The sequence below is a fragment of the Streptosporangium sp. NPDC050148 genome, from assembly GCF_055586505.1.
Genome location: NZ_JBVJIA010000005.1, coordinates 113,555 through 133,674 on the forward strand (window position 1 = coordinate 113,555; position 20,120 = coordinate 133,674).

14 protein-coding genes are annotated in these 20,120 nt (G+C 72.2%); 8 read left to right on the plus strand and 6 right to left on the minus strand.

What is annotated here, in order from left to right; genetic code table 11:
- The first annotated feature begins 76 nt into the window (after positions 1-76).
- On the plus strand, positions 77-1,249 hold the full coding sequence (locus tag ACZ6RT_RS06960) for a lipid-transfer protein (protein WP_470152510.1): 1,173 nt from the start codon (positions 77-79) through the stop codon (positions 1,247-1,249).
- Positions 1,250-1,381: 132 nt separating this feature from the next.
- On the opposite strand, the gene ACZ6RT_RS06965 is transcribed toward ACZ6RT_RS06960, so the two are convergent.
- Positions 1,382-2,524: a glycoside hydrolase family 19 protein gene (locus ACZ6RT_RS06965; RefSeq protein ID WP_470152511.1), complete on the minus strand. Its 1,143-nt coding sequence runs from the start codon at positions 2,522-2,524 to the stop codon at positions 1,382-1,384.
- A 988-nt stretch (positions 2,525-3,512) separates the two neighbouring features.
- On the opposite strand from ACZ6RT_RS06965, the gene ACZ6RT_RS06970 reads away from it, so the two are divergent.
- Together ACZ6RT_RS06970 and ACZ6RT_RS06975 are read left to right on the plus strand one after the other, a co-directional pair.
- Complete coding sequence (locus ACZ6RT_RS06970; protein WP_470152512.1) at positions 3,513-4,250, plus strand: SRPBCC family protein; 738 nt, start codon at positions 3,513-3,515, stop codon at positions 4,248-4,250.
- Positions 4,251-4,371: 121 nt separating this feature from the next.
- Positions 4,372-5,874 carry an MFS transporter gene (locus ACZ6RT_RS06975; protein WP_470152513.1) on the plus strand — a complete coding sequence of 501 codons (1,503 nt, stop codon included), beginning with the start codon at positions 4,372-4,374 and terminating at the stop codon, positions 5,872-5,874.
- 193 nt (positions 5,875-6,067) lie between these two features.
- On the opposite strand, the gene ACZ6RT_RS06980 is transcribed toward ACZ6RT_RS06975, so the two are convergent.
- Entirely contained in the window at positions 6,068-8,209 is a 2,142-nt protein-coding gene (locus tag ACZ6RT_RS06980; RefSeq protein WP_470152514.1) for a hypothetical protein, read from the minus strand.
- A gap of 291 nt (positions 8,210-8,500) precedes the next feature.
- Here ACZ6RT_RS06980 and ACZ6RT_RS06985 point away from each other — a divergent pair, with 291 nt between their 5' ends.
- From ACZ6RT_RS06985 to ACZ6RT_RS07000, 4 genes are read left to right on the plus strand one after another with little or no spacing between them, the layout of a single operon-like run.
- On the plus strand, positions 8,501-9,643 hold the full coding sequence (locus tag ACZ6RT_RS06985) for an ABC transporter ATP-binding protein (RefSeq protein WP_470152515.1): 1,143 nt from the start codon (positions 8,501-8,503) through the stop codon (positions 9,641-9,643).
- Positions 9,636-10,298, plus strand: coding sequence for an ABC transporter permease (locus ACZ6RT_RS06990; protein ID WP_399186569.1), 663 nt, complete (start codon positions 9,636-9,638; stop codon positions 10,296-10,298). The genes ACZ6RT_RS06985 and ACZ6RT_RS06990 overlap by 8 nt, the downstream gene beginning before the upstream one ends.
- Positions 10,295-10,966, plus strand: a complete 672-nt coding sequence (locus ACZ6RT_RS06995; protein WP_399186568.1) for an ABC transporter permease — start codon at positions 10,295-10,297, stop codon at positions 10,964-10,966. The genes ACZ6RT_RS06990 and ACZ6RT_RS06995 overlap by 4 nt, the downstream gene beginning before the upstream one ends.
- 36 nt (positions 10,967-11,002) lie before the next feature.
- Positions 11,003-11,926, plus strand: coding sequence for an ABC transporter substrate-binding protein (locus tag ACZ6RT_RS07000; protein WP_399186567.1), 924 nt, complete (start codon positions 11,003-11,005; stop codon positions 11,924-11,926).
- 258 nt (positions 11,927-12,184) lie between these two features.
- Here ACZ6RT_RS07000 and thrS read toward each other — a convergent pair whose 3' ends face one another.
- On the minus strand, positions 12,185-13,501 hold the full coding sequence (thrS, locus tag ACZ6RT_RS07005) for a threonine--tRNA ligase (RefSeq protein ID WP_470152516.1): 1,317 nt from the start codon (positions 13,499-13,501) through the stop codon (positions 12,185-12,187).
- A 163-nt stretch (positions 13,502-13,664) separates the two neighbouring features.
- On the opposite strand from thrS, the gene ACZ6RT_RS07010 reads away from it, so the two are divergent.
- The gene (locus tag ACZ6RT_RS07010; protein ID WP_399186565.1) at positions 13,665-14,135 is read left to right on the plus strand and encodes a flavin reductase family protein; all 471 of its coding nucleotides are present in this window, start codon (positions 13,665-13,667) and stop codon (positions 14,133-14,135) included.
- 150 nt (positions 14,136-14,285) lie between these two features.
- Here the strand turns inward: ACZ6RT_RS07010 and sppA are convergent, their stop codons facing one another.
- The 3 genes from sppA to ACZ6RT_RS07025 form a co-directional block, all read right to left on the minus strand.
- A complete protein-coding gene (sppA, locus tag ACZ6RT_RS07015; RefSeq protein ID WP_470152517.1) occupies positions 14,286-15,986 on the minus strand; it encodes a signal peptide peptidase SppA in 1,701 nt (566 codons plus the stop codon).
- Between the two features lie 69 nt (positions 15,987-16,055).
- The gene (locus ACZ6RT_RS07020; RefSeq protein ID WP_470152518.1) at positions 16,056-18,194 is read right to left on the minus strand and encodes a S8 family peptidase; all 2,139 of its coding nucleotides are present in this window, start codon (positions 18,192-18,194) and stop codon (positions 16,056-16,058) included.
- A 148-nt stretch (positions 18,195-18,342) separates the two neighbouring features.
- The gene (locus tag ACZ6RT_RS07025) at positions 18,343-19,953 is read right to left on the minus strand and encodes a glycosyl hydrolase family 18 protein (protein WP_399186562.1); all 1,611 of its coding nucleotides are present in this window, start codon (positions 19,951-19,953) and stop codon (positions 18,343-18,345) included.
- Positions 19,954-20,120 lie beyond the last annotated feature (167 nt).

Consider the following 20,120-nt stretch of genomic DNA (forward strand, 5'->3'; position numbering starts at 1 on the left):
CCCACCCCCCTGAGCCTTCTCTGAGCTCTTCCGATCCACCGAGCCCTTCTCATCCACGCGGAAAGGCCCCATCACCGTGGTCTCCTTGTCGGGGCGCGCGGCCGTCGCCGGGATCGGCGCGACCGAGTTCTCCAAGCAGTCAGGCCGGTCCGAGCTGCGGCTCGCCGCCGAGGCGGTGTTCGCGGCGCTCGACGACGCGGGCCTGGCGCCCGCGGACGTGGACGGCATGGTCACCTACACCCAGGACGCCAACCAGGAGATCGCCGTGGCCCGCGAGGTGGGCGTCGGCGACCTGTCGTTCTTCTCCCGCGTGCACTACGGGGGCGGCGCGGCCTGCGGCACCGTGCTGCACGCGGCGATGGCCGTGGCCACCGGGGTCGCCGAGACCGTGGTCTGCTACCGGGCGTTCAACGAGCGCTCCGGCCAGCGGTTCGGCAGGCCCGACGCCCGGATCGGCGGCGAGCCCTCCTCCCAGGGCCTGGAGATGAGCTGGCACGTGCCGTACGGGCTGATGACCCCGGCGGCCTGGGTGGCGATGTTCGCCCGGCGGTACATGCACGTCTACGGCGCCACCTCCGAGGACTTCGGCCGGGTGGCGGTCGCCATGCGCAGGCACGCCGCCACCAACCCGGCCGCGTGGTTCCACGGGCGGCCGATCACGCTCCAGGAGCACCAGGCGTCGAGGTGGATCGCCGAGCCCCTGCACCTGCTCGACTGCTGCCAGGAGAGCGACGGCGCGGTGGCCCTGGTGGTCACCTCCGCCGAGCGGGCCAGGGACCTGCGCAGGTCACCGGCCCTGATCGCCGCGGCGGCCCAGGGCGCGGGCGCCGGTCAGATGATGATGACCAGCTACTACCGCGACGACATGACCGGCCTGCCGGAGATGGGGGTGGTCGCCCGCCGACTCTGGGAGCAGTCCGGGCTCGGACCGGCCGACATGCAGACGGCCATCCTGTACGACCACTTCACCCCGTTCGTCCTCACCCAGCTGGAGGAGCTGGGCTTCTGCGGGCGCGGTGAGGCGCGCGACTACATCGCCGACGGCGGCATCGAGATCGACGGGCGCCTGCCGGTCAACCCGCACGGCGGCCAGCTCGGCGAGGCGTACATCCACGGCATGAACGGGATCGCCGAGGCGGTCCGGCAGATCCGCGGCACCTCGGCCAACCAGGTCCCCTCCGTGAGGAACGTGCTGGTCACCGCGGGGACGGGCGTGCCGACCAGCGGGCTGGTGCTGTCCTCGGAGTGAGCGCCGCGAACGTCCCCGAGTACCCGGACGTCCCCGATACCCGGACGGCCGCGTGCCCGGCAGGGGGCACGCGGCCGCCGGAGCCCGCGGGGGAGGGGCCGTGCGCCCGGAGGCCGGGCGCACGGCGGTGGTTCAGCAGCTCAGGTTGCCACCGGGGGCGACGCCGAGGATCTGGGTGAAGCGCTGGTAGGAGTTGATCCGGCTCTGCACCTGCGCGGGGTTGCGGCCGTCGCACTCCAGGCTGCCGTTGATGCTGCGGATCGTCTGGCCGAAGCCGTGGCCGTTGACCATCGCGTTGTGCGGGGTCATCGTGCCGGGGCCGTTCTGGGTGTTCCAGTACCACAGGGCGGTCTTCCAGGCCACCGACGCGTCGTTCTGCACCAGGTACGGGTTGGCGAGCAGGTTGATGCCGAGCGCGTCGCCCGCGGCCTTGTAGTTGAAGTTCCAGCTCAGCTGGATCGGGCCGCGCCCGTAGTAGGCCGCCTGACCGGCCGGGCAGCCGTACGGCTGGCTCGTGTCGCAGTAGTGCGGGTAGTTCGCGGTGTTCTGCTCCACGACGTGGACCAGGCCGCCGGTCTCGTGGTTGGCGTTGGCCAGGAACGCCGCGGCCTCCTGACGCCGGACGGTCTCACTGCCGGTCTTGGCGAAGCCCGGGTAGGCGCTCAGCGCCGCGGTCAGGCCGCTGTAGGTGTAGAAGGGGTTCCGGTTCGGGAACATCTGGTTGAACTGGGCCTCGCTCACCACGAACCCCGAGGTGGGGGGCGGGTCGGTGGGCGTCGTGCCGCCACAGGTGTGCGGCTCCCAGTACCAGGTGCTGATCACCGGGTCGTAGCCCGGGTTGTCGTGCTCGGCCCGGTAGTACTTGCCGTCGGTGTACCTGACGATGCTCCCGGCGGTGTACCAGGTGCCCGCCGCCCAGTTGGGGTGGTTGCAGTTGCCCGTGGGCGGGGGAGTGGTGGTGCCGCCGCCGCAGGCGCCCCTGTCGGCCCACACGGAGTTGGTGCCCGGCGCCTCGTTCTGGGTCCACCACTGCGCGAACCAGTTGCGGCCGTTGTGGGAGGCGGTCATGCCGTTCGTGTAGACCGTCGAGGAGTTCCACGCGGCCACACAGGCCGCGGCGGCACTCCGGGCGGAGTTCCCGACGGAGCTCTCTGCAGTGCTCCCGGCGGCGCTCCCGGCGGTGCTTCCGGCGGCCGAGGACATCGGCAGGGCGACCGACAGTCCGCCCGTGACCGCCAGGGCGGCGAGGGTGGCCATGATGCGCTGTCTCAACACTTGATCACTCCTTCGTGCGGCAGGGGCCGCGGAGGGTCGGCGAGGGGGGTCGGTCCGTACGGGAGCCGTCGCGCCACGCTCGTCCCACCGCTGCGCCGTCCCGCTCCGGGTGGGCGTCCCACCGGGTCGGGGCGGCGTATGGCCGAGGGCGAGAGCGGACCGCACGGAAGGCTTGCCGGCCCGGTCAGGACGGGCGGTGCGGGGGTGCGTCGCATGAGCGCTCCCAGTGGGGGAAACCGGTGGGCGTGGTGCGTCCGGACGGTCGGACCATCCCGCGACGACGGTTCGCGTCGCCGGGGTTCGCGCAGCTCCAGGTCGGATCGGGTGGATCGTGCAGCGGGTCGTGGAGGTCCCCGCTTAACTTTCTCTTAAGAAAGTTTCCTAAGAGTTACCGTGATCCTAGCCTTGACAGATCGTTGTCACAACCCCCTGCGGACCGTCGGGCACAGGCTCCGTCCCCGGGTGCGTTCCGCGCCTGCCACGGTTCGGCCGGGTGGGTTCACGGCCGCTTCCTCTGTGTCGCCGGCCCCGACGGGCTCACGCCCCGGCCGCTCCTTTCGTGTCACCGCTCCCGACGGGCTCACGCCCCGGCCGGTCCGGTCTTCTCGTACCGGCCGGGGCGTCCTCTTCCGCCGGCCGGCCCGGCGTGCCGCGTCCGGCCGTACGGGGCGAGCGGGCGACGCGCTCGTCCCTCACCGACAATTTTTCTTGTATTGACTTTTTAAATGGTCGGTCACTATCGTCGTGGCATGGCCGGAGCCGGGGTGATCGACAAGGCCGGTGCCGCCGGGACGGAACCCGGCCGGTCCGGGTCCGGTCGCCCGCCCCGGTGAGCCGCCACCACGGCGAACACCCCCGGCACCCGGTCACCACCGGACGGTCGGGCCGTCACCGCCGGCTGGCCGGGCCGTCACCGCCGTCACCCGAGCCCGTGCTCGGCCACCGCCTCGCGATCACGCGGGCGGCGACGACACCAAGGAGTCCTGAGATGTCACACGAATTCCGCCTCACCCATGACGTCGAGCTCAAGGCCACCCCGGGACAGGTGTGGGAGGCGATCGCGACCGGTCCCGGCGTCGACTCGTGGTTCATGGGCAGGAACGAGATCGAACCCCGCGAGGGCGGCAGGGCGTCCATGTCGATGCCCGGCTTCACCGGCGAGTCCACGGTCACCGCCTGGGAGCCTCCGCACCGGTTCGCCTACCGCTCCGACCCCGGCGAGGACGGCGCGTTCATGGCGTTCGAGTACCTCGTCGAGGGCCGCGACGGCGGCACCACCACACTGCGGTTCGTGCACAGCGGCGTGCTGACCGGCGACTGGGAGGCGGAGTACGACGCGCTCCGCAAGGGCAACCCGCTCTACCTGCGGACCCTCGCGCAGTACCTGGAGCACTTCCCCGGTCGCACCGCCGTGCCGGTCACCGCGTTCGGCCCGCAGCGGCCCGGCCCGGGCACGGCCTGGACCGGCCTCACCCGCGCCGTGGGTCTGGCCGAGCAGGTCGAGGAGGGCGACAAGGTGCACTTCACGGTCGCGGGCCGGACCGTCGACGGCGTGGTCGACACGGTGCTCGCCCCCACCTTCCTGGGCGTGCGCACCGACGACGCGCTGCTGCGGTTCGTCGACGGCGGCGGCCTGATCATGACCGGCCACCACGTCTTCACCGACGTCGACCCGGCCGAGGCCGAGCGGACCTGGGGCGCCTGGCTCGCGTCCGTCCCGGCCTGAACCACCCGAACACGAAGACCGCTTCCGAGTACGAGGACCTCACCATGAGCACCGCCCACCCTGCGATTCCCCGCACCGGCGCCGCCACGTGCGAGCCGGCCCACCGGATCGGAGCGTCCCGATGAGCCGCCCGTGGATCGGCCTCGCCGTCCTCGCCCTGCCGACCCTGCTGCTCTCGCTCGACATCAGCGTGCTCTACCTGGCCCTGCCGCAGCTCGGCGGCGACCTGCGCGCCGACGCCACCGAGCAGCTGTGGATCCTCGACATCTACTCGTTCATGATCGCTGGGTTCCTGGTCACCATGGGGGCGCTCGGCGACCGGATCGGCCGGCGCCGGCTGCTGCTGATCGGTGCCGCCGCGTTCGGGGTGGCCTCGGTGGTGGCGGCCTACGCCACCAGCCCAGGCATGCTGATCGCGGCACGGGCACTGCTCGGCGTCGCCGGTGCGACGCTGATGCCCTCGACGATGGCGCTGATCCGCAACATGTTCCCCGACCCCAAGCAGATGGGCCTGGCCATCGGGGTCTGGTTCAGCTGCTTCATGGGCGGGATGACGCTCGGCCCGCTCGTCGGCGGCGTACTGCTCCAGCACTTCTGGTGGGGGTCGGCGTTCCTGCTGGGCGTGCCCGTCATGGTGCTGCTGCTGATCGTCGGCCCGTTCCTGCTGCCCGAGTTCAAGGCCGAGCGGCCCGAACACCCGCTCGACCTTCTCAGCGTCGTCCTGTCGCTCGCCGCCATCCTGCCGGTCATCCACGGCCTCAAGACCCTCGCCCGCGACGGCTGGCAGCCCGTCGCGCTCGCGGAGATCGCCGTCGGCCTCGCGATCGGCGTCGTCTTCGTCCGCCGGCAGCGGGCACTGGCCGAGCCCCTGCTCGACCTGCGCCTCTTCGCCGACCGCACGTTCAGCACGGCCCTGGGGATCATGCTCCTCGGCGGGGTCGTCATGGCGGGTCTGTCCCTGCTGTCCTCGCTGTACCTGCAGAACGTCACGGGCCTGTCGCCCCTGGCGACCGGGATGTGGCTGATCCCGCAGAACGTCGCCATGGTCGCGGGCTCGATGGCCGCACCGGCCCTGGCCCGCAGGCTTCCGGCGTCCACCGTCGTCGCGCTGGGGCTCGCGATCTCCGCCGCCGGCCTGCTGGTGGTCACGCGGGTCACCGTGGCCGACTCCGGCATGCTCGTCGCCGGGCTGGTGCTGGCCTCCGCCGGGATCTCGTTCCCGATGGCGCTCACCATGAACCTGATGCTCGCCGCCGCGCCGCCGGAGAAGGCCGGTTCGGCCGCGTCGGTCTCCGAGACCAGCGGGGAGTTCGGCGTCGCCATGGGCATCGCGACGCTCGGCAGCCTCGGGACCGTGGTGTACCGGTCGGTCCTCGCCGGTGACCTGCCCGCGGGGATCCCCGGCGAGGTGGCGCGCACGGCGACGTCGAGCCTCACCGGGGCGGTGTCGGTCGCCGGTGAGGTCCCCGGGCTGCTCGACGCGGCGCGGAACGCGTTCACCAGCGGGCTCAACGTCGTCGGCGCGGTAGGCGCGGCCGTCTTCGCCGTGCTGACGCTGGTCGCCGCGATCACGCTCCGGACCTCCGCCGTCGAGGCGCCGGTGTCCGAGGAACAGCCCGCCTGAGCCGTCGTCCGTCCGTGACCCCGCGGCGGTCCCGCCGGAACCCGTCGCGGCTCCACCGTGGCCCGTTCCGCTGTTCTCGGTCCGCTGTTCTCGGTCCGCCGCCCGCCGCCCGCCGTCCTCCGTCCGGAGGGCGGCGGGCGTCGCGCGTGCGCGGAGGCCGGGAGGTCCGGGTCTCCGTGCGGGTCCGAGGACGTCAGGGAGCGGTCATCATCGGCACGGCGAAGAAGACGATCATTGCGATCGCCACCGCGATGACGAAGCCGGCCACCTCCCACGCCCAGTCGTGGTGGGAGGTCTTCACCTTGGTCCTGCGGGCGTGCGACGCCCGGCTCCCGCGCCTGTGGGACGCGGCCCGTCCGGAGGGGGAGGGGGCCGGCTGTTCCGTCCGTGTCGTCGTCTGCTCCGCGGGCTCCGGTCGCGGCGCCTCGGTACGGCCGTTCCACGGGAACTCCGGGGGCAGGGCCGGACCGGGCGGGGGCACCGGGGGTGCGGAGGGCGCAGGGGCCGCCGGGGGCGCCGGGAGCGCCGGGAGCGCCGCCGCGGGCACGTCCACCGGGGCGGTCGTCCATCCGTCGTGCCGCGTCTCGTACGGCGTCGGCGTGGGGTTCTGCGGGACGGGCCGGAGCGGGGCCCCGGAGGGCAGGTCCTCGGGGAGATGGTCCTCACACACGACCCAGCTGGGCAGGCGGAACCGCGCCTGGTTCGCCGGGGCGCTCAGGTGGTCCGGCCGGGGCGTCCAGAGCGGGAGGGCGGTCGGCATCTCGCCGGTCACAGTTCCGGAGGAGGTGTCCGCGAACCAGTCGACGGCGTGCGGCCGTACGGGATCGGACGTCCCGGAGGCAGGGGGGCCGTCGGGCGAGGGAACGACAGGGGGTGCGAACTGGGAGGCCGGGGAGGGCAGGGGAGCCGGGGGGACCGGCGCGGCGAGGACGGCCGGGACGGCCGGGGTGATCGGGGCGGTGGGCGCGGGCGGCACCGGAGTCACCGAGGCCACCGAGACCGACGGGGCCACCGGGGACGACGGCCGCGCGTGGCGCTCGCGCTCGTCGGCGGCGAGGGCGTCGAGCTGGTCGGTCTGCAGCGGCCAGCCGGGGAGCGGGTGCGCGGCCGGTAGGTCGTCGAGCACGTCCCCGGAGGCGCCTGCCGGTTCGAAGGGGACAAGGGGGCGTGCCCGCCCGGAGCCGCCGAGGGTGCCTGCCTGCCCGGAACCCGTCCGGTCTCCGAGGGCCGGGAAGGGGGACTCGGTGACGTGCTCCCCCGGAGGGCGTTCCCCGTCCCGGGGAGCGGCGGCGACCAGCCTGTCGGTGTAGGCGCGGGCCGCCCGCGCCTGTGGGGTGGGCGGGCGGAACAGGTCCTCCTGTCCGTCCTGCCGCCCGGGGGCGTCGTCCAGCACGTCGCCGGGGATCGGGGCGGGCATCGGGGCCGCCCTGCGCGGCCGGGGACGCTGGAGCCTGCGGCGGGGGCGCAGGGCCGCCGCGTCCAGGGCGGTGAGCACCGAGTCGCCCAGCTTGGGCATCGGCTCCGTGCTGGCCTCGTGCGCGGACAGGACGTCCGGGTCCGGCGGTGCGAAGGGATCGGGGAAACGGTCCTCGGGCGCCTCGGGCGCAGGGAGGGCCGGCGCACCGGAGAGCGGGCCGAACGACGCTTCGGGCGCGGTGCCGTTCTCCACCGACGGCAGGGGCCACTGGGGCGTCGTCGGCCACAGCTGCCTGACCAGCGGGGCCATCGGCCGCCTGATCGCCGGGGCGATCGAGGCCCGGGGCCCCAGCACGGCGGAGCGCAGCCGCGCCGGCGGGGTGGCCCAGGGGGCGAGGTTGAGCACGTCGCGGACCGGCGCGACGGCGAGGGCGCCGAACACCTCGGCCAGGTGCCCGGGGATCCGGGCCGAGGCCAGGGCGAGGCTCAGCGACTGCGACAGGCGGCGGCAGGCGCTCACGGTCAGCTCGTCGGCGGTGTCGGCCGCCACGTCCAGCACCCAGGAGAGCTCGGCGGCGTCCATCTCGCACACACCCGACAGGTACAGCACCTCGCGCTGGTGGGTGCGCAGGTCGGCGAGGACGCGCTGGACCAGGGTCGCGACCGGGTCGAGGCCGGTGACCGGCGGCGAGTAGACGATGTCACGCTGGTAGATCTCACGGCGGGCGAGCGCGTACAGCGCCGCGCGCGGCGGCTCGGTGTCCGAGACGTTGGAGAGGACGGCCACCAGGACGTCGGAGGCCGAGCCCGCGTCGCCCAGCTGGTCGTGGGCGTAGGCGAACAGCCCTGCTGCGTGACGGTCGTACAGCTCGGCGATCAGTTCGGTGCGCGAGCGTTGACCGAGGAGCGGTTGGGTCACGGGACCGGATCCTCTGGTGTTTCGGCGAGCGGGGGGGAGAGCGGGGGACGTCTGTGAAGCCTGCGACGTACGGTGCCGGTGGGATCAACTTCAGCGATGTGGGTCATCATGTCAACTCCTGGCCACCTCACGCACTACTGAATGCCCTTTTGCCGAGAAATACACATGACGATCTAGCTCGGCAAAGCAGGGAAGACAGGCCGGTTAAGTCGGGCATAGGCTGACCCGGGCGGGATCATGGGGACGGTTGTGACAGGGGAACCGCAATCCTGTCGAAAAAAGAGGTTGCGCATGATCACATTCAATGGTGTCACCAAGCGCTACGCCGACGGGACCGTCGCCGTGGACGATCTGAACCTTGAGGTGCCCACCGGAGAGATGACCGTCTTCGTCGGACCCTCGGGGTGCGGCAAGACCACGTCCCTCCGAATGATCAACAGAATGATCGACCCGAGCGGCGGGCGGATCCTGCTGGACGGCGTGGACGTCACGACGATCGACCCGCCCACGCTGCGGCGCGGTATCGGCTACGTCATCCAGCAGGCCGGGCTCTTCCCGCACCGCAAGATCGTGGACAACGTGGCGACGGTGCCCCTGCTGCTCGGCTGGGACAGGAAGAAGGCCCGCGCCCGGGCGATGGAGCTGCTGGAGAGGGTCGGGCTCGACCCCAAGATGGCGGGACGCTACCCCTTCCAGCTCTCCGGCGGGCAGCAGCAGCGCGTCGGCGTGGCCCGCGCGCTCGCCGCCGACCCGCCCGTGCTGCTGATGGACGAGCCGTTCAGCGCGGTCGACCCGATCGTGCGCACCAGCCTTCAGGACGAGCTGCTCCGGCTCCAGGCGGAGCTGAACAAGACCATCGTGTTCGTCACGCACGACATCGACGAGGCCATGAAGCTCGGCGACCGGGTGGCCGTGCTCCGCGTCGGCGGGCGGCTGGCCCAGCTCGACGACCCCGCGACCCTGCTGGCCAGGCCCGCCGACGACTTCGTCCGCGAGTTCCTCGGCCGGGACCGGGGCATCCGGCGGCTCTCCTTCATCTCCGACGAGGGGGTGGGGCTGCGCACCGACCTGCTGGTCCCGGCCTCCACCGACGTCGCCTCGGCCCGCGCCTCCGGCGAGGAGTGGCTGGCCGTGGTGGACGAGAGGGAACGGCCGCTGGGCTGGGTCGCGACCGGGGACCTGCCCGCGTCCGGCACCCTCGCCGACCTGGAGCTCGCGCCGTACGGGACGTACGTCAGCGGGCGGGACTCGCTGCGCGGCGCGCTGGACGCGACGCTGCTGTCCCCCTCGGGCAACGCGGTCGCGGTGGACGGCTCGGGCAGGGCGGTGGGCGTCGCCACCCGCCGGTCACTGGACGAGGCGCTGACCGAGGTCGCGGCGGGCGCGGGCTCGCCCGCCAAGGGCTCCGGTGGTCGGGGAGGCGTCGATGGATGAGGAGCCGCTGGTCCGCTGGGACTGGATCGGGCGCAACTGGCCCACGATCCAGGAGCTCCTCGCCGACCACGTCGTGATGGCGTTGGTGCCGGTCCTCGTCGGGCTGCTCATCGCGCTCCCGCTCGGGCTGGCCGGGGTCCGCTGGCGGTGGCTCTACCAGCCGACCGTCGGCCTGATGAACGTGATCTACTCGCTGCCCTCGCTGGCGGTCTTCATCGTGCTCATCCCGCTGACCGGCCTGGCGACCCGGCTGACCGTCATGGTCCCGCTCACCTTCTACGCCATGGCGGTGCTGATCCCCGCGGTCGTGGACGGCCTGGGCTCGGTCCCCGACCACGTGCGCCAGTCCGCGGTGGCCATGGGCTTCACCCCGCTGCGCAGGCTGCTGCAGGTGGAGCTGCCGATCGCGGTGCCGGTCGTGCTGGCCGGGCTGCGGGTGGCCACGGTCGCCGGCGTCAGCCTGGTCAGCGTCGGCGCGCTGGTCGGCAGGGGCGGGCTCGGCTACCTGTTCATCGACGGCTGGCAGCGGCAGTTCTACACCCCGATCGTCGTCGGCATCGTGCTGGTCGTCGTGCTCGCCGGGATCGCGGACCTGCTGCTGATCCTGGCGCAGCGCCTGCTCACCCCGTGGTCGCGGGCAAGGAGGTCCGCGTGAACTGGCTGCTCGAATTCTTCGGCGACCCGGCCACCTGGTCGGGGCCCGACGGGATCCCGGCCCGGCTGCTGGAGCACCTGGAGTTCGCCGGGCTCTCGCTGCTGCTGGCCACGCTGATCGCGCTCCCGCTGGGACTGCTGATCGGCCACACCGGCAGGGGCGCCGTGCTGGTGGTCTTCGCCGCCAACGCGGCCCGCGCCCTGCCCACGCTCGGCCTGCTGGTCCTCATCGTGCTGCTCATGGGCGTCGGGACGATCCTGCCGGTGCTGATCCCGCTGGTGGCGCTGGCCGTCCCGCCCATCCTGGTCAACACCTACGAGGGCATCCGCGGGGTCGACCCCGAGCTGCGCGACGCCGCGTACGGGATGGGGCTCAAGGGCGGGCAGGTGCTCGGGCGGGTACTGGTGCCGGTCGCGCTGCCGCTCATCCTGCTGGGGCTGCGGCTGGCCGCGATCCAGGTGGTGGCGACCGCGACCGTGGCCGCGTACGTGGGCCTGGGCGGCCTGGGACGGTTCATCATCGACGGCCTGGCCACCAAGAACTTCCCGAGCACGATCGGCGGGGCGGTCCTCGTAGCGCTGCTGGCGCTTCTCGTCCAGCTCGGGTTCACTCTGGTTCAGCGCGTGACGGTCTCCCCGGGGGTGAGCGAGCGCCAGACCATCCGATAGTCTCCTATACCCCCCGCTTTGGAAGGGAATAGCACGATGAAGCGCCTGATCAGCACCGCGGCGGTCCTGTTGTCCGCGGCGCTCACACTTACCGCATGCGGCGGCGGAGATCCGCTCACCAGCGCCTCCCCGGCGCCCGCCGGATCCGGATCTGCCTCCGCGCCCGCAGCCGGGGGGAAGGTCGTCATCGGTTCGGCGAACTTCCCGGAGAACGTCCTGCTGGCCGAGATCTACTCCCAGGCCCTGGAGGCCAAGGGCGTCCAGGTCGAGGAGAAGCTCAACATCGGCAGCCGCGAGGTCCTGTACGACCAGGTCAAGAGCGGCGGCCTGACCGTCCTGCCGGAGTACATCGGCTCGCTGCTGGCGTTCGTCGACAAGAGCACCACGGCCAAGTCCAAGGACGAGGTCGTGGCCGGCCTGAAGGAGAAGCTGCCGGCCGAGCTGGAGGTGCTGACCCCGGCCGCGGCCGAGGACAACAACTCGCTGACGGTCACCAAGGAGACCGCCACCAAGAACGGCCTGACCACGATCGAGGACCTGGTGAAGGTCTCCAAGACCTTCTCGGTGGGCGGTCCCCCGGAGTTCCAGAGCCGCCAGGAGAAGAACTTCAAGGACACCTACGGCCTGGAGTTCAAGGAGTGGAAGAAGACCGGTGACGCCACCGCCGACGCCATCAAGGACGGCACCGTCCAGGTCGGCAACGTCTTCACCACCGACCCGAAGATCATCGTCAACGACCTGGTCTCCCTCCAGGACACCAAGAGCGCCTTCGCCGCCGAGAACATCGCCCCGCTGGTCAACAAGGCGGGCGTGAACGACACGGTGCGCACCACGCTCGACGCGGTCTCGGCCAAGCTCGACACCCCCGGCCTGGTCGCGCTGATGAAGCGCGTCGCGGTGGACAAGGACGACGCGGCCACGGTCGCCAAGGACTGGCTCACCCAGAACGGCCTGCTGTAGCGGTGACGCGCTCCGCGTGACGGTCTCGACGGAAGGCGGGTAGACCTCCACCCGCCTTCCGTCGTTCCCGGCGTGGAATCACGGGGGACCGCCGTCCCGGGGAGCGGGTGTCTCCACGGGCGGTCCCGCCCTCACGAAGACGGCGTCGTCCTGTCCGCCTTCTCCTTCCCCTTCGCGGGGGTCGGCGTCGTCGTCGGCATCGTCGGCATCGTCGGTGTCGTCGGTGTCGTCGGTGTCGTCGGTGTCGCTCGGCTCCGTCTACGCCTCCGCCGGGACGGCGTCGTCCCACAGGCCGGTGCCGTGGGCGCCGACGAGAGCGCCGACGCGGGCGAGGACGTCGGCGGCGGGCAGCGGGTCGAGGCGGCGGCCGTCGCGCAGGCGCAGGGTGACCTCGCCGACGGCGGCCTCGCGCGCGCCGATGACGACCTGGTACGGCACGAGCCTGGCCTCCCGTACGCGGGCGCCCAGGCTGCCGCGTTCCGGACCGGCGATCTCCGCCCGCAGGTCCAGGCCGGCGCATCGCCGGGCGAGCGCCTCGGCGTCCGGCAGCTCGGCCTCGGAGACCGGCAGGATCACCAGCTGGACGGGGGCGAGCCAGGCCGGGAAGGCGCCGCCGTGCTGCTCGATGAGGTGGGCGACGGCCCGCTCCACGCTGCCGACGACGCTGCGGTGGACCATGACCGGCCGGTGCTTCGCGCCGTCCGCGCCGATGTAGTGCAGGTCGAACCGTTCGGGCTGGTGGAAGTCGACCTGGACGGTGGACAGGGTGGACTCCCGGCCCGCGCCGTCGGCGACCTGGACGTCGACCTTGGGCCCGTAGAACGCGGCCTCTCCCTCGGCGGTCTCGTAGGGCAGGCCGGAGCGGTCGAGGACCTCGGTCAGCAGGGCGGTGGAGCGCCGCCACATCTCCGGGCCGGCGACGTACTTCCCTCCGGGGCCGGGCAGGGAGAGCCGGTAGCGGGCCCGGGTGATCCCGAGCGCCTCGTACGCCCGGCGGATCATCTCCAGGGCCCCGCGCGCCTCGTCGGCGACCTGGTCCGGGGTGCAGAAGATGTGCGCGTCGTTGAGCTGGATGGCCCGCACCCTGGTCAGCCCGCCGAGCACGCCCGAGAGCTCCGAGCGGTACATGCCGCCCAGCTCGGCCATGCGCAGCGGCAGCTCACGGTAACTGTGCGAGCGGGAGCGGTAGATCAGCGCGTGGTGCGGGCACAGGCTCGGCCGCAGGACGACCTGCTCGGCTCCCAGCTCCATGGGCGGGAACATGTCGTCGGAGTAGTGAGACCAGTGCCCGGAGATCTCGTACAGCTCCCGTTTGCCCAGCACGGGCGAGTACACGTGCCGGTATCCGGCCCTGCGCTCGGCGGCGCGGACGTACTCCTCCAGGGCGTGCCGTACGGCCGCGCCGTCGGGCAGCCAGTAGGGCAGACCCGCGCCGATCAGCGGGTCGGTGTCGAACAGCTCCAGCTCGCGGCCGAGCCTGCGGTGGTCGTGCATGGTGATCTCCTCGCGTACATCGGGCGAGTGATCCCACAACGAAGCCCCGGGGCACTCGCCCCGGGGCTTCGGACAGAACATCGGTCAGCGCGCCGGGACACTCTCCGGCGTCGTCGTCATGGCGGCGCGCTTCATGCCGGAAACGGTAGCAGAGACGCCGCGATGTCCACGAGGACGTTTCCCGGCGGAGGTCCGCCCGGACACGGTGGGGCGAGCGGCCGACCGGCTCCGGGATGATGGGGGCATGAACCACTTCGTCGAGGCCATGGCCCAGGTGGTGACCGGTGTGACGGTCGTCACGGTGAAGGACGACCGCGACGACGTGGGGGTCACGGTCGCCACCTTCACCTCGGTCTCGCTGGATCCACCGCTGGTGATGGTGAGCCTGGACAACGAGGGGTACCCCAACGAGCTGCTGCTGCGGCAGGACCGCTGGGCCGCCAGCGTGCTGTCGGCGGGGCAGAAGGCGATCGCCAGCCGGTTCTCCACGGCGGGACGGCCGGGGGCCCGGCTGCTGCTCGCGGGGACCCCGCACCACCGGGGGAGGCTGAGCGAGGCCCTGGTGGTGGACGGGGGCGTCGCCGCGCTGGAGGCCGAGACGGTCACGGTCGTCCCGGCCGGGGACCACACGCTCTTCATCGCGAAGGTGCTCGGGGTCGACTACGTCGACGCGTCGGTCACGCCGCTCTCCCGCTACCGGGGCCGCTACCGCTGACGGCCCGGTGTCCCGGAGCGGCCGCGGTACGGCCACGGGTCACCCGTGGCCGTCGTCTGGCCGTCGTCTGGCCGTCGTCTGGCCGTCGTCTGGCCGTCGTCTGGCCGTCGTCCGGCCGTCGTCCGGCCGTCGCCGGTGCGCGACCGGGGGTCAGCGGATCGTCCACCAGCCCGGCAGCATCAGCGGGCCGTACGACGGCAGGCCCAGCTCGCCGGCCAGGTGGGCGATCGGGCCCCACGCCTCCAGGCGGACCTGGGCCAGGGCCGCGGCCTTGTCCTCGCTGGACTCCGCGGGACGCAGCCGCTCCAGCGGGCTCAGCTTCGGGTAGGCGCGCACCGGCGCGTCCACGGGCAGCCCGGCCTTCTTGCGGGCCAGGGACAGGGCGTCCTCCAGGCCGCCGAGCTCGTCGACCAGGCCCCGCTCCAGGGCGTCGGCCCCGGTCCAGACCCGGCCCTTGGCCAGCTCGTGGGCGCGTTCGCGGGACAGGCCGCGGCCCTCGGCGACCTTGTTCACGAAGTCGTCGTAGACCCGGTCGAGCCAGGCGTTGATCCGCGCCCACTGCGCCTCGGAGAAGCCCTTGGTGGAGGAGAGCATGCCGGAGTTGGCGCCCTCGCCGACGGTCTCGGAGGAGACGCCGATCTTCTCCAGCAGCCCGCTGATGACCGCCTTGCCGCCGAAGACGCCGATGGAGCCGGTGAGCGTGCCCGGCTGGGCCACGATCGCGTCGGCCGCCATCGAGACCATGTAGCCACCGGAGGCGGCCAGGTCTCCCATGGAGATCACGATGGGCTTGCCCGCCTTGCGGGTGAGCACGACCTCGCGCCAGATGGCGTCGGAGGCCGTGTACGAGCCACCGGGGCTGTCGACGCGGAAGACGACGGCCTTGACGTTGTCGTCGCGGCGGGCCGCGCGCAGGGCGGCGCAGATGGTGTCGGACCCCATCGCGCCACCGCCCCCGAGCGGGCTGCGGCCGCTGCGGCCGAGCCGGATCGCGCCGCTGCCGTGGACCAGCGCGACGGTCTGCTCGCCGGGGTGGGGGAGCTTCCTGGCGGTCAGCGCCTTGGCGTAGCGGCCGACGTACTGCAGGATCGCGTCCTCGCCGACGGCGCTCTTGACCTCGTCGTAGACCTCGTCGCGGTAGGCCATCCGGTCGACGAGCCCGGCCTCCAGGGCCTCGGCGCCGATGAACGGGCCCTGGTCGATGAGCTCGCGCACCCTGACCGCGTCGATGCCGCGTCCCTCGGCGATGCCCGCGACGACCTGCTCGGTGACCGACTCGGTGATGCGGCTCATCGACTCGCGGTGGGCCTCGGTCATGTGGTCCTGGGTGAAGGTGTTGGCGGCCGTCTTGTACTCGTGCCGCTGGCCCACCTGGTACTCGACGCCGAGCTTGCCAAGCGCTCCCCGCAGGAAGCGCTGCTCCATCGCCACGCCGGTGAGCCCGACGTCGCCCGAGGGCTGCAGGTAGACCCGCTCGAAGCCGCTGGCCAGGTAGTAGGGGACGGTGCCCGCGCCGAGCTCGCCGAAGCTCTCGGCGAAGGCGACGGTCAGCTTGCCGGCGTCCCGGAAGTACTTCACCGCCTGGCGGAGTTCCTGGACGACGGCCAGCCCCGGCGACTGGGTGCCGATCTTCACGATCAGCGCCTTGACCCGGTCGTCCTTCCTGGCCCGCTTCAGGCCGGAGAGCACGTCGGTCAGGCTGGTCTTGCGCATCGCCATGATCGCGCTGAGCGGATCGGAGGGAGGACCGTCGGTGAGGCCCTCGGTGAGGTCGAGCTCAAGCACCAGCGGAGCGGTACGTCGCTGCCGGAACCGCTCGACGGAATCGATGATCACCTTGGTCGCGTCCATGCTCTTCACCCTAAGCGACACATACCGGGCTTACGCGGCCCGGCGGCGGCGACCTGTGAGGCGGTGGGCTCAGGCGGGCCTGCGGGCGTTCACCTGCTTCCTCAGCAGCGAGGTGGACGCGGCCGGGGCGGAGCCCTTCAGGCGCTGCCTCTCCACCGAGGTCAGCACGGCCTTCAGAGTGCCCTTCCCCTTGATCGTGGTGGTGAGGTTCACCGCGCCGTTCGCCCAGTTCAGCCAGGAGGCGAGCAGCTCTCGCTCCATCACGGCCCGCGCGGTCCTCTTCGCCGGGACGAGCACCCGGTACGCGGCCGCCGGGCCGGAGGCGCGGGTGATCTCGGGGAAGACCTTGCTGGCCTTGCCCACCAGGCCGAGGTAACAGCCGAGCGTCGCGTCCGGGATCCTTCCCTTGCCCCGGCCCATCTCGGCCGCCCACTGCGCGGCCGTCAGCGTCCTCGTCGTTCCCGGGGTCCCTGCGGTCCCTGCGGTCCCCGTGGACCTGCCGCGGGTGCACACCGCCGGCGCTCCCGCCGACGCCCCGGGCGGGGGGACGGTCACGGTCACGGTGATCGTCACCGTCGGCAGCGGGATCGGGCTGGGCGCCGGGTCGTCCGGCGTGGTCGTCGGGGAGGGACCCGAGCTCGGCTCCGGGCTGGGGTCGGTGCCGGGGTCGTCGGCGGGAGGGTCGGCCGGGGGGTCGCCGGGGCCGCCCGGGTCGTCGGCGGCGGGCGGGGGCGGGGTGACGGGGGAGCCGGGGGTGCCCCCGGCGAGCGCGGCGTTCAGGTCGAGGCGCGGGGTGGTCACCGTGCCGTGGACGATCGGCCTGCCCGACCTGGTGAGCACCTCGGCCAGCGCGTCCGGGGTCCCCGGGGCCTTCTGGGCCGCCAGCGCCAGTGCGCCGGTGACGAACGGGGTGGACATCGAGGTGCCGCTGTAGACCTGGTGGCCGCCGCCCGGCACCGCGGACTCGATCTCCAGGCCGGGGGCGAACAGGTCGAGCACGGAGCCGTGGTTGGACCACGGGGGAACGCCGTCGTCGTCGCCCGTCGCGCCCACGGTCACCGCTCCGGAGAAGCAGCCGGGCGCCCCGGCTCCGGCGACGCCCTCGTTCCCGGCCGCGGCCACGACGGCCACGCCCTTGGCGCGCAGGTCGTCGACGCGGCCTTTCATCGCGCTCAGCTCGGGCTCGGCGTCGCACGCCCCCTCGTACAGGCCGCCGCCGAGGCTCATGTTCACCGCGGCGACGTTCCTGCCGCCTTCCTTGAGCCTCGCGACGTGCTCCAGGGCGAGCAGGATCGTGGACTCGAAGGCGGTCAGGCAGGCCGCGCCGGTGCCGTCGCAGTCGTCGACCCTGCTGAAGACCTGGAGCGCCACGATGTCGGCGTCCGGCGCGACGGCGTGGGCGATACCGGCCACGTGGGTTCCGTGGTCGCACAGGTTGACCTGGCCGTCCACGCAGGCGGGGGTCTCGGCGTCGGCGGATCCGAGATCGCTGGTCTGCCCGTTGGGGCACAGGGACCGGGCGCCGTCGTCGGTGGCGGAGAAGCAGGCCTGCTCCACGACCTTGCCCCCGAAGTCGGGGTGGTCGGCGTCGATCCCGGTGTCGATGATCGCGATCGTCTGGCCCTGTCCCCGGGTACCGGCGGCGTGCGCCCTGTCCGCGCCGATCAGCTGGAGGCTGGAGGCCAGCGTGGCCGCGGCGGAGGCCGACGCGAGGGAGGTGCGCGAGCCCGGGGAGACGGCGGAGACGGCGGAGTAGGTGCGGTCGCGCCGGATGGAGCGGACGCGCGGGTCCTCGGCCAGCCGCTCCAGGGACTCACCGGTGGCCTCGACCACGATGAACGAGGTGTCCGCCGGTTCCAGGACGACCTCGGAGTCGGGCAGCGACCGTGCCTGGCCGGCCACCGGGGCCGCCTCGGCGGGAGCGGCCAGCTCGACGATGACCCGGGTCCCGTCGTCGTCGCCGGCCGGCCCGTCGCCGGCCAGCCCGGCCTCCAGCTTCGGCAGGGCGGCAGGGGGGCCGCCGTCGGAGGGGGTCTCGGCGGGCGGGGCGGTGGTGCCCGTCGTCCCGCCGTCCGGGGGTGTCACGGGTGGCGGGGAGGTCGCGCTCGCCGACGCGGCCGGAGGGGCCGGTGTGCCGTCGGCGAGGGCGGGCACCGCCGGAGCGACGCTGAGGATCATCGCCATGGCCACGAGAGCTCGAAGTCGCACGCGTCCTCCGGGGGGATGAAACAGGCGATTCGGAGTCTAAGCAGACGTATGTCCCGCGTGAATACCTTGCCGTGAATTGAGAGGATCTTCGGAGAAAAGCTCGACCCTCCGCGGCGTGACGCGCACGGAGGGTCGAGTGGTCGGAATGTTACTTGAGCCCGTTGGCGATCGCGGTGATGAGTTCGCCGTTGGTGGTGTCGCCGCTGGTCTCCCAGAAGAACGCACCGCCCAGACCCTGGTTCTTGGCGTAGGTCATCTTCCCGGCGATGGTGGCGGGGGTGTCATAGCTCCACCAGTTGCCGTTGCAGAAGGCGTACGCCGTGCCGCCGACGGTGCCGGTGGGCGGGCACTTGGTCTTGAGGACCTTGTAGTCGTCGATCCCGGCCTCGTAGGTGCCCTGGGCCGCGCCGGTGGCGCTGCCGCCCGGAGCCGCCTGGGTCACGCCGGTCCAGCCGCGGCCGTAGAAGCCGATGCCCAGCAGCAGCTTGCTGGCCGGGATGCCCTTGGCCTTGAACTTCTGGATCGCCGCGTCGGAGTTGAAGCCGGCCTGGGGGATGCCGGGATAGGAGGTGAGCGGGGAGTGCGGAGCGGTCGGACCCTGAGCGTTGAACGCGCCGAAGTAGTCGTACGTCATCGGCATGAGCCAGTTCAGGTCGTTGATGGCCCCGGCGTAGTCGGCGGCGTCGATCTTGCCGCCGTTGGAGCCGTCGGCCGTGGTGGCCGCGGTGATCAGGGCGCTGGAACCGAACTTGGAGCGCAGCGCGGAGATGATGTTCTTGAACGCCGCCGGACCGCTGTTGTCACAGGTCAGGCCACAGGCGTTGGGGTACTCCCAGTCGATGTCGATGCCGTCGAACACGTCGGCCCAGCGCGGGTCCTCGACCAGGTTGTAGCAGGAGTCGGCGAACGCGGCCGGGTTCTGCGCGGCCTGGGTGAAGCCACCGGACCAGGTCCAGCCGCCGAAGGACCAGATGACCTTGATGTTCGGGTAGGCCTTCTTCAGCTTGCGCAGCTGGTTGAAGTTGCCGCGCAGCGGCTGGTCCCAGGTGTCGGCCACGCCGTCGACGCTCTGGTCGGCGGTGTAGGCCTTGTCGTAGTCGGCGTAGGAGTCGCCGATCGTGCACCTGCCGCCGGTGGTGTTGCCGAAGGCGTACAGGATGTGCGTCAGCTTCTCCGCGGAGCCGTTGGTGACCAGGTTCTTCACGTGGAAGTTACGGCCGTAGACGCCCCACTGGGTGAAGTAACCGACGATCTTCTTGCCGCCGGGCGGCTGGACGGTCGGGGTGACCGTCGGGGTCGGGGTCGGCGTCGGGGTCACCGTGGGGGTGACCGTCGGCGTCGGGGTGGGGGTCGGGTCGGTGGTCCCGCCGCCGCTGCAGGGGGCGCCGTTGAGCTTGCAGTTCAGCACGCCGGAGATTCCGCCTCCGGTGCCGTTGAAGCCGAAGCTCGTCGAGGCGCCCGCGGCCAGGGCGCCGTTCCACGCCTTGTTGACGAAGGTGTAGTGGTTACCGCTCTTCGTCAGGTCCGCGTCCCAGGCCGAGCCGATGGACGTGCCGGAGGGGAGGTCGAACTCCACCTTCCAGCTCGTCAGCGCGCTCGTCCCCGCCTTCACGACGACCTTGCCCTCGAAGCCGGAGCCCCAGTTCGAGGAGGTCGAGTAGGTCGCGGTGGCGGGTGTGGCGGCCGTCGCGGTGCCGATTCCCAGTGGAACCAGCAGCGCAGCCGCCGCGATGAAGGAGCCGATGGTGATTCGTCGCAAGGGTCGCTCCAGGTCAGAGAGTGCCTAGCCCCCGTATTCATAGGAAAGTTTCCTATTAGTTTCCAGAGCGTAAGTGTCCGGTGCACCGACGGTCAATGCCTTGTTCGCGGATATAAGGCCGATTTAAGGTTTTTGGCGGTGCACAGAAGGGCCGATGCCGCCGGGGA

Excerpts from the sequence above, each read along its gene's own strand:
- ACZ6RT_RS06970 (WP_470152512.1), top strand. The coding sequence starts at position 3,513 with ATGTCACACGAATTCCGCCTCACCCATGACGTCGAGCTCAAGGCCACC.
- ACZ6RT_RS06975 (WP_470152513.1), top strand. The coding sequence starts at position 4,372 with ATGAGCCGCCCGTGGATCGGCCTCGCCGTCCTCGCCCTGCCGACCCTG.
- ACZ6RT_RS06985 (WP_470152515.1), top strand. The coding sequence starts at position 8,501 with ATGATCACATTCAATGGTGTCACCAAGCGCTACGCCGACGGGACCGTC.
- ACZ6RT_RS06990 (WP_399186569.1), top strand. The coding sequence starts at position 9,636 with ATGGATGAGGAGCCGCTGGTCCGCTGGGACTGGATCGGGCGCAACTGG.
- ACZ6RT_RS07000 (WP_399186567.1), top strand. The coding sequence starts at position 11,003 with ATGAAGCGCCTGATCAGCACCGCGGCGGTCCTGTTGTCCGCGGCGCTC.
- thrS (WP_470152516.1), bottom strand. The coding sequence starts at position 13,501 with ATGTTCTGTCCGAAGCCCCGGGGCGAGTGCCCCGGGGCTTCGTTGTGG.
- ACZ6RT_RS07010 (WP_399186565.1), top strand. The coding sequence starts at position 13,665 with ATGAACCACTTCGTCGAGGCCATGGCCCAGGTGGTGACCGGTGTGACG.
- sppA (WP_470152517.1), bottom strand. The coding sequence starts at position 15,986 with ATGGACGCGACCAAGGTGATCATCGATTCCGTCGAGCGGTTCCGGCAG.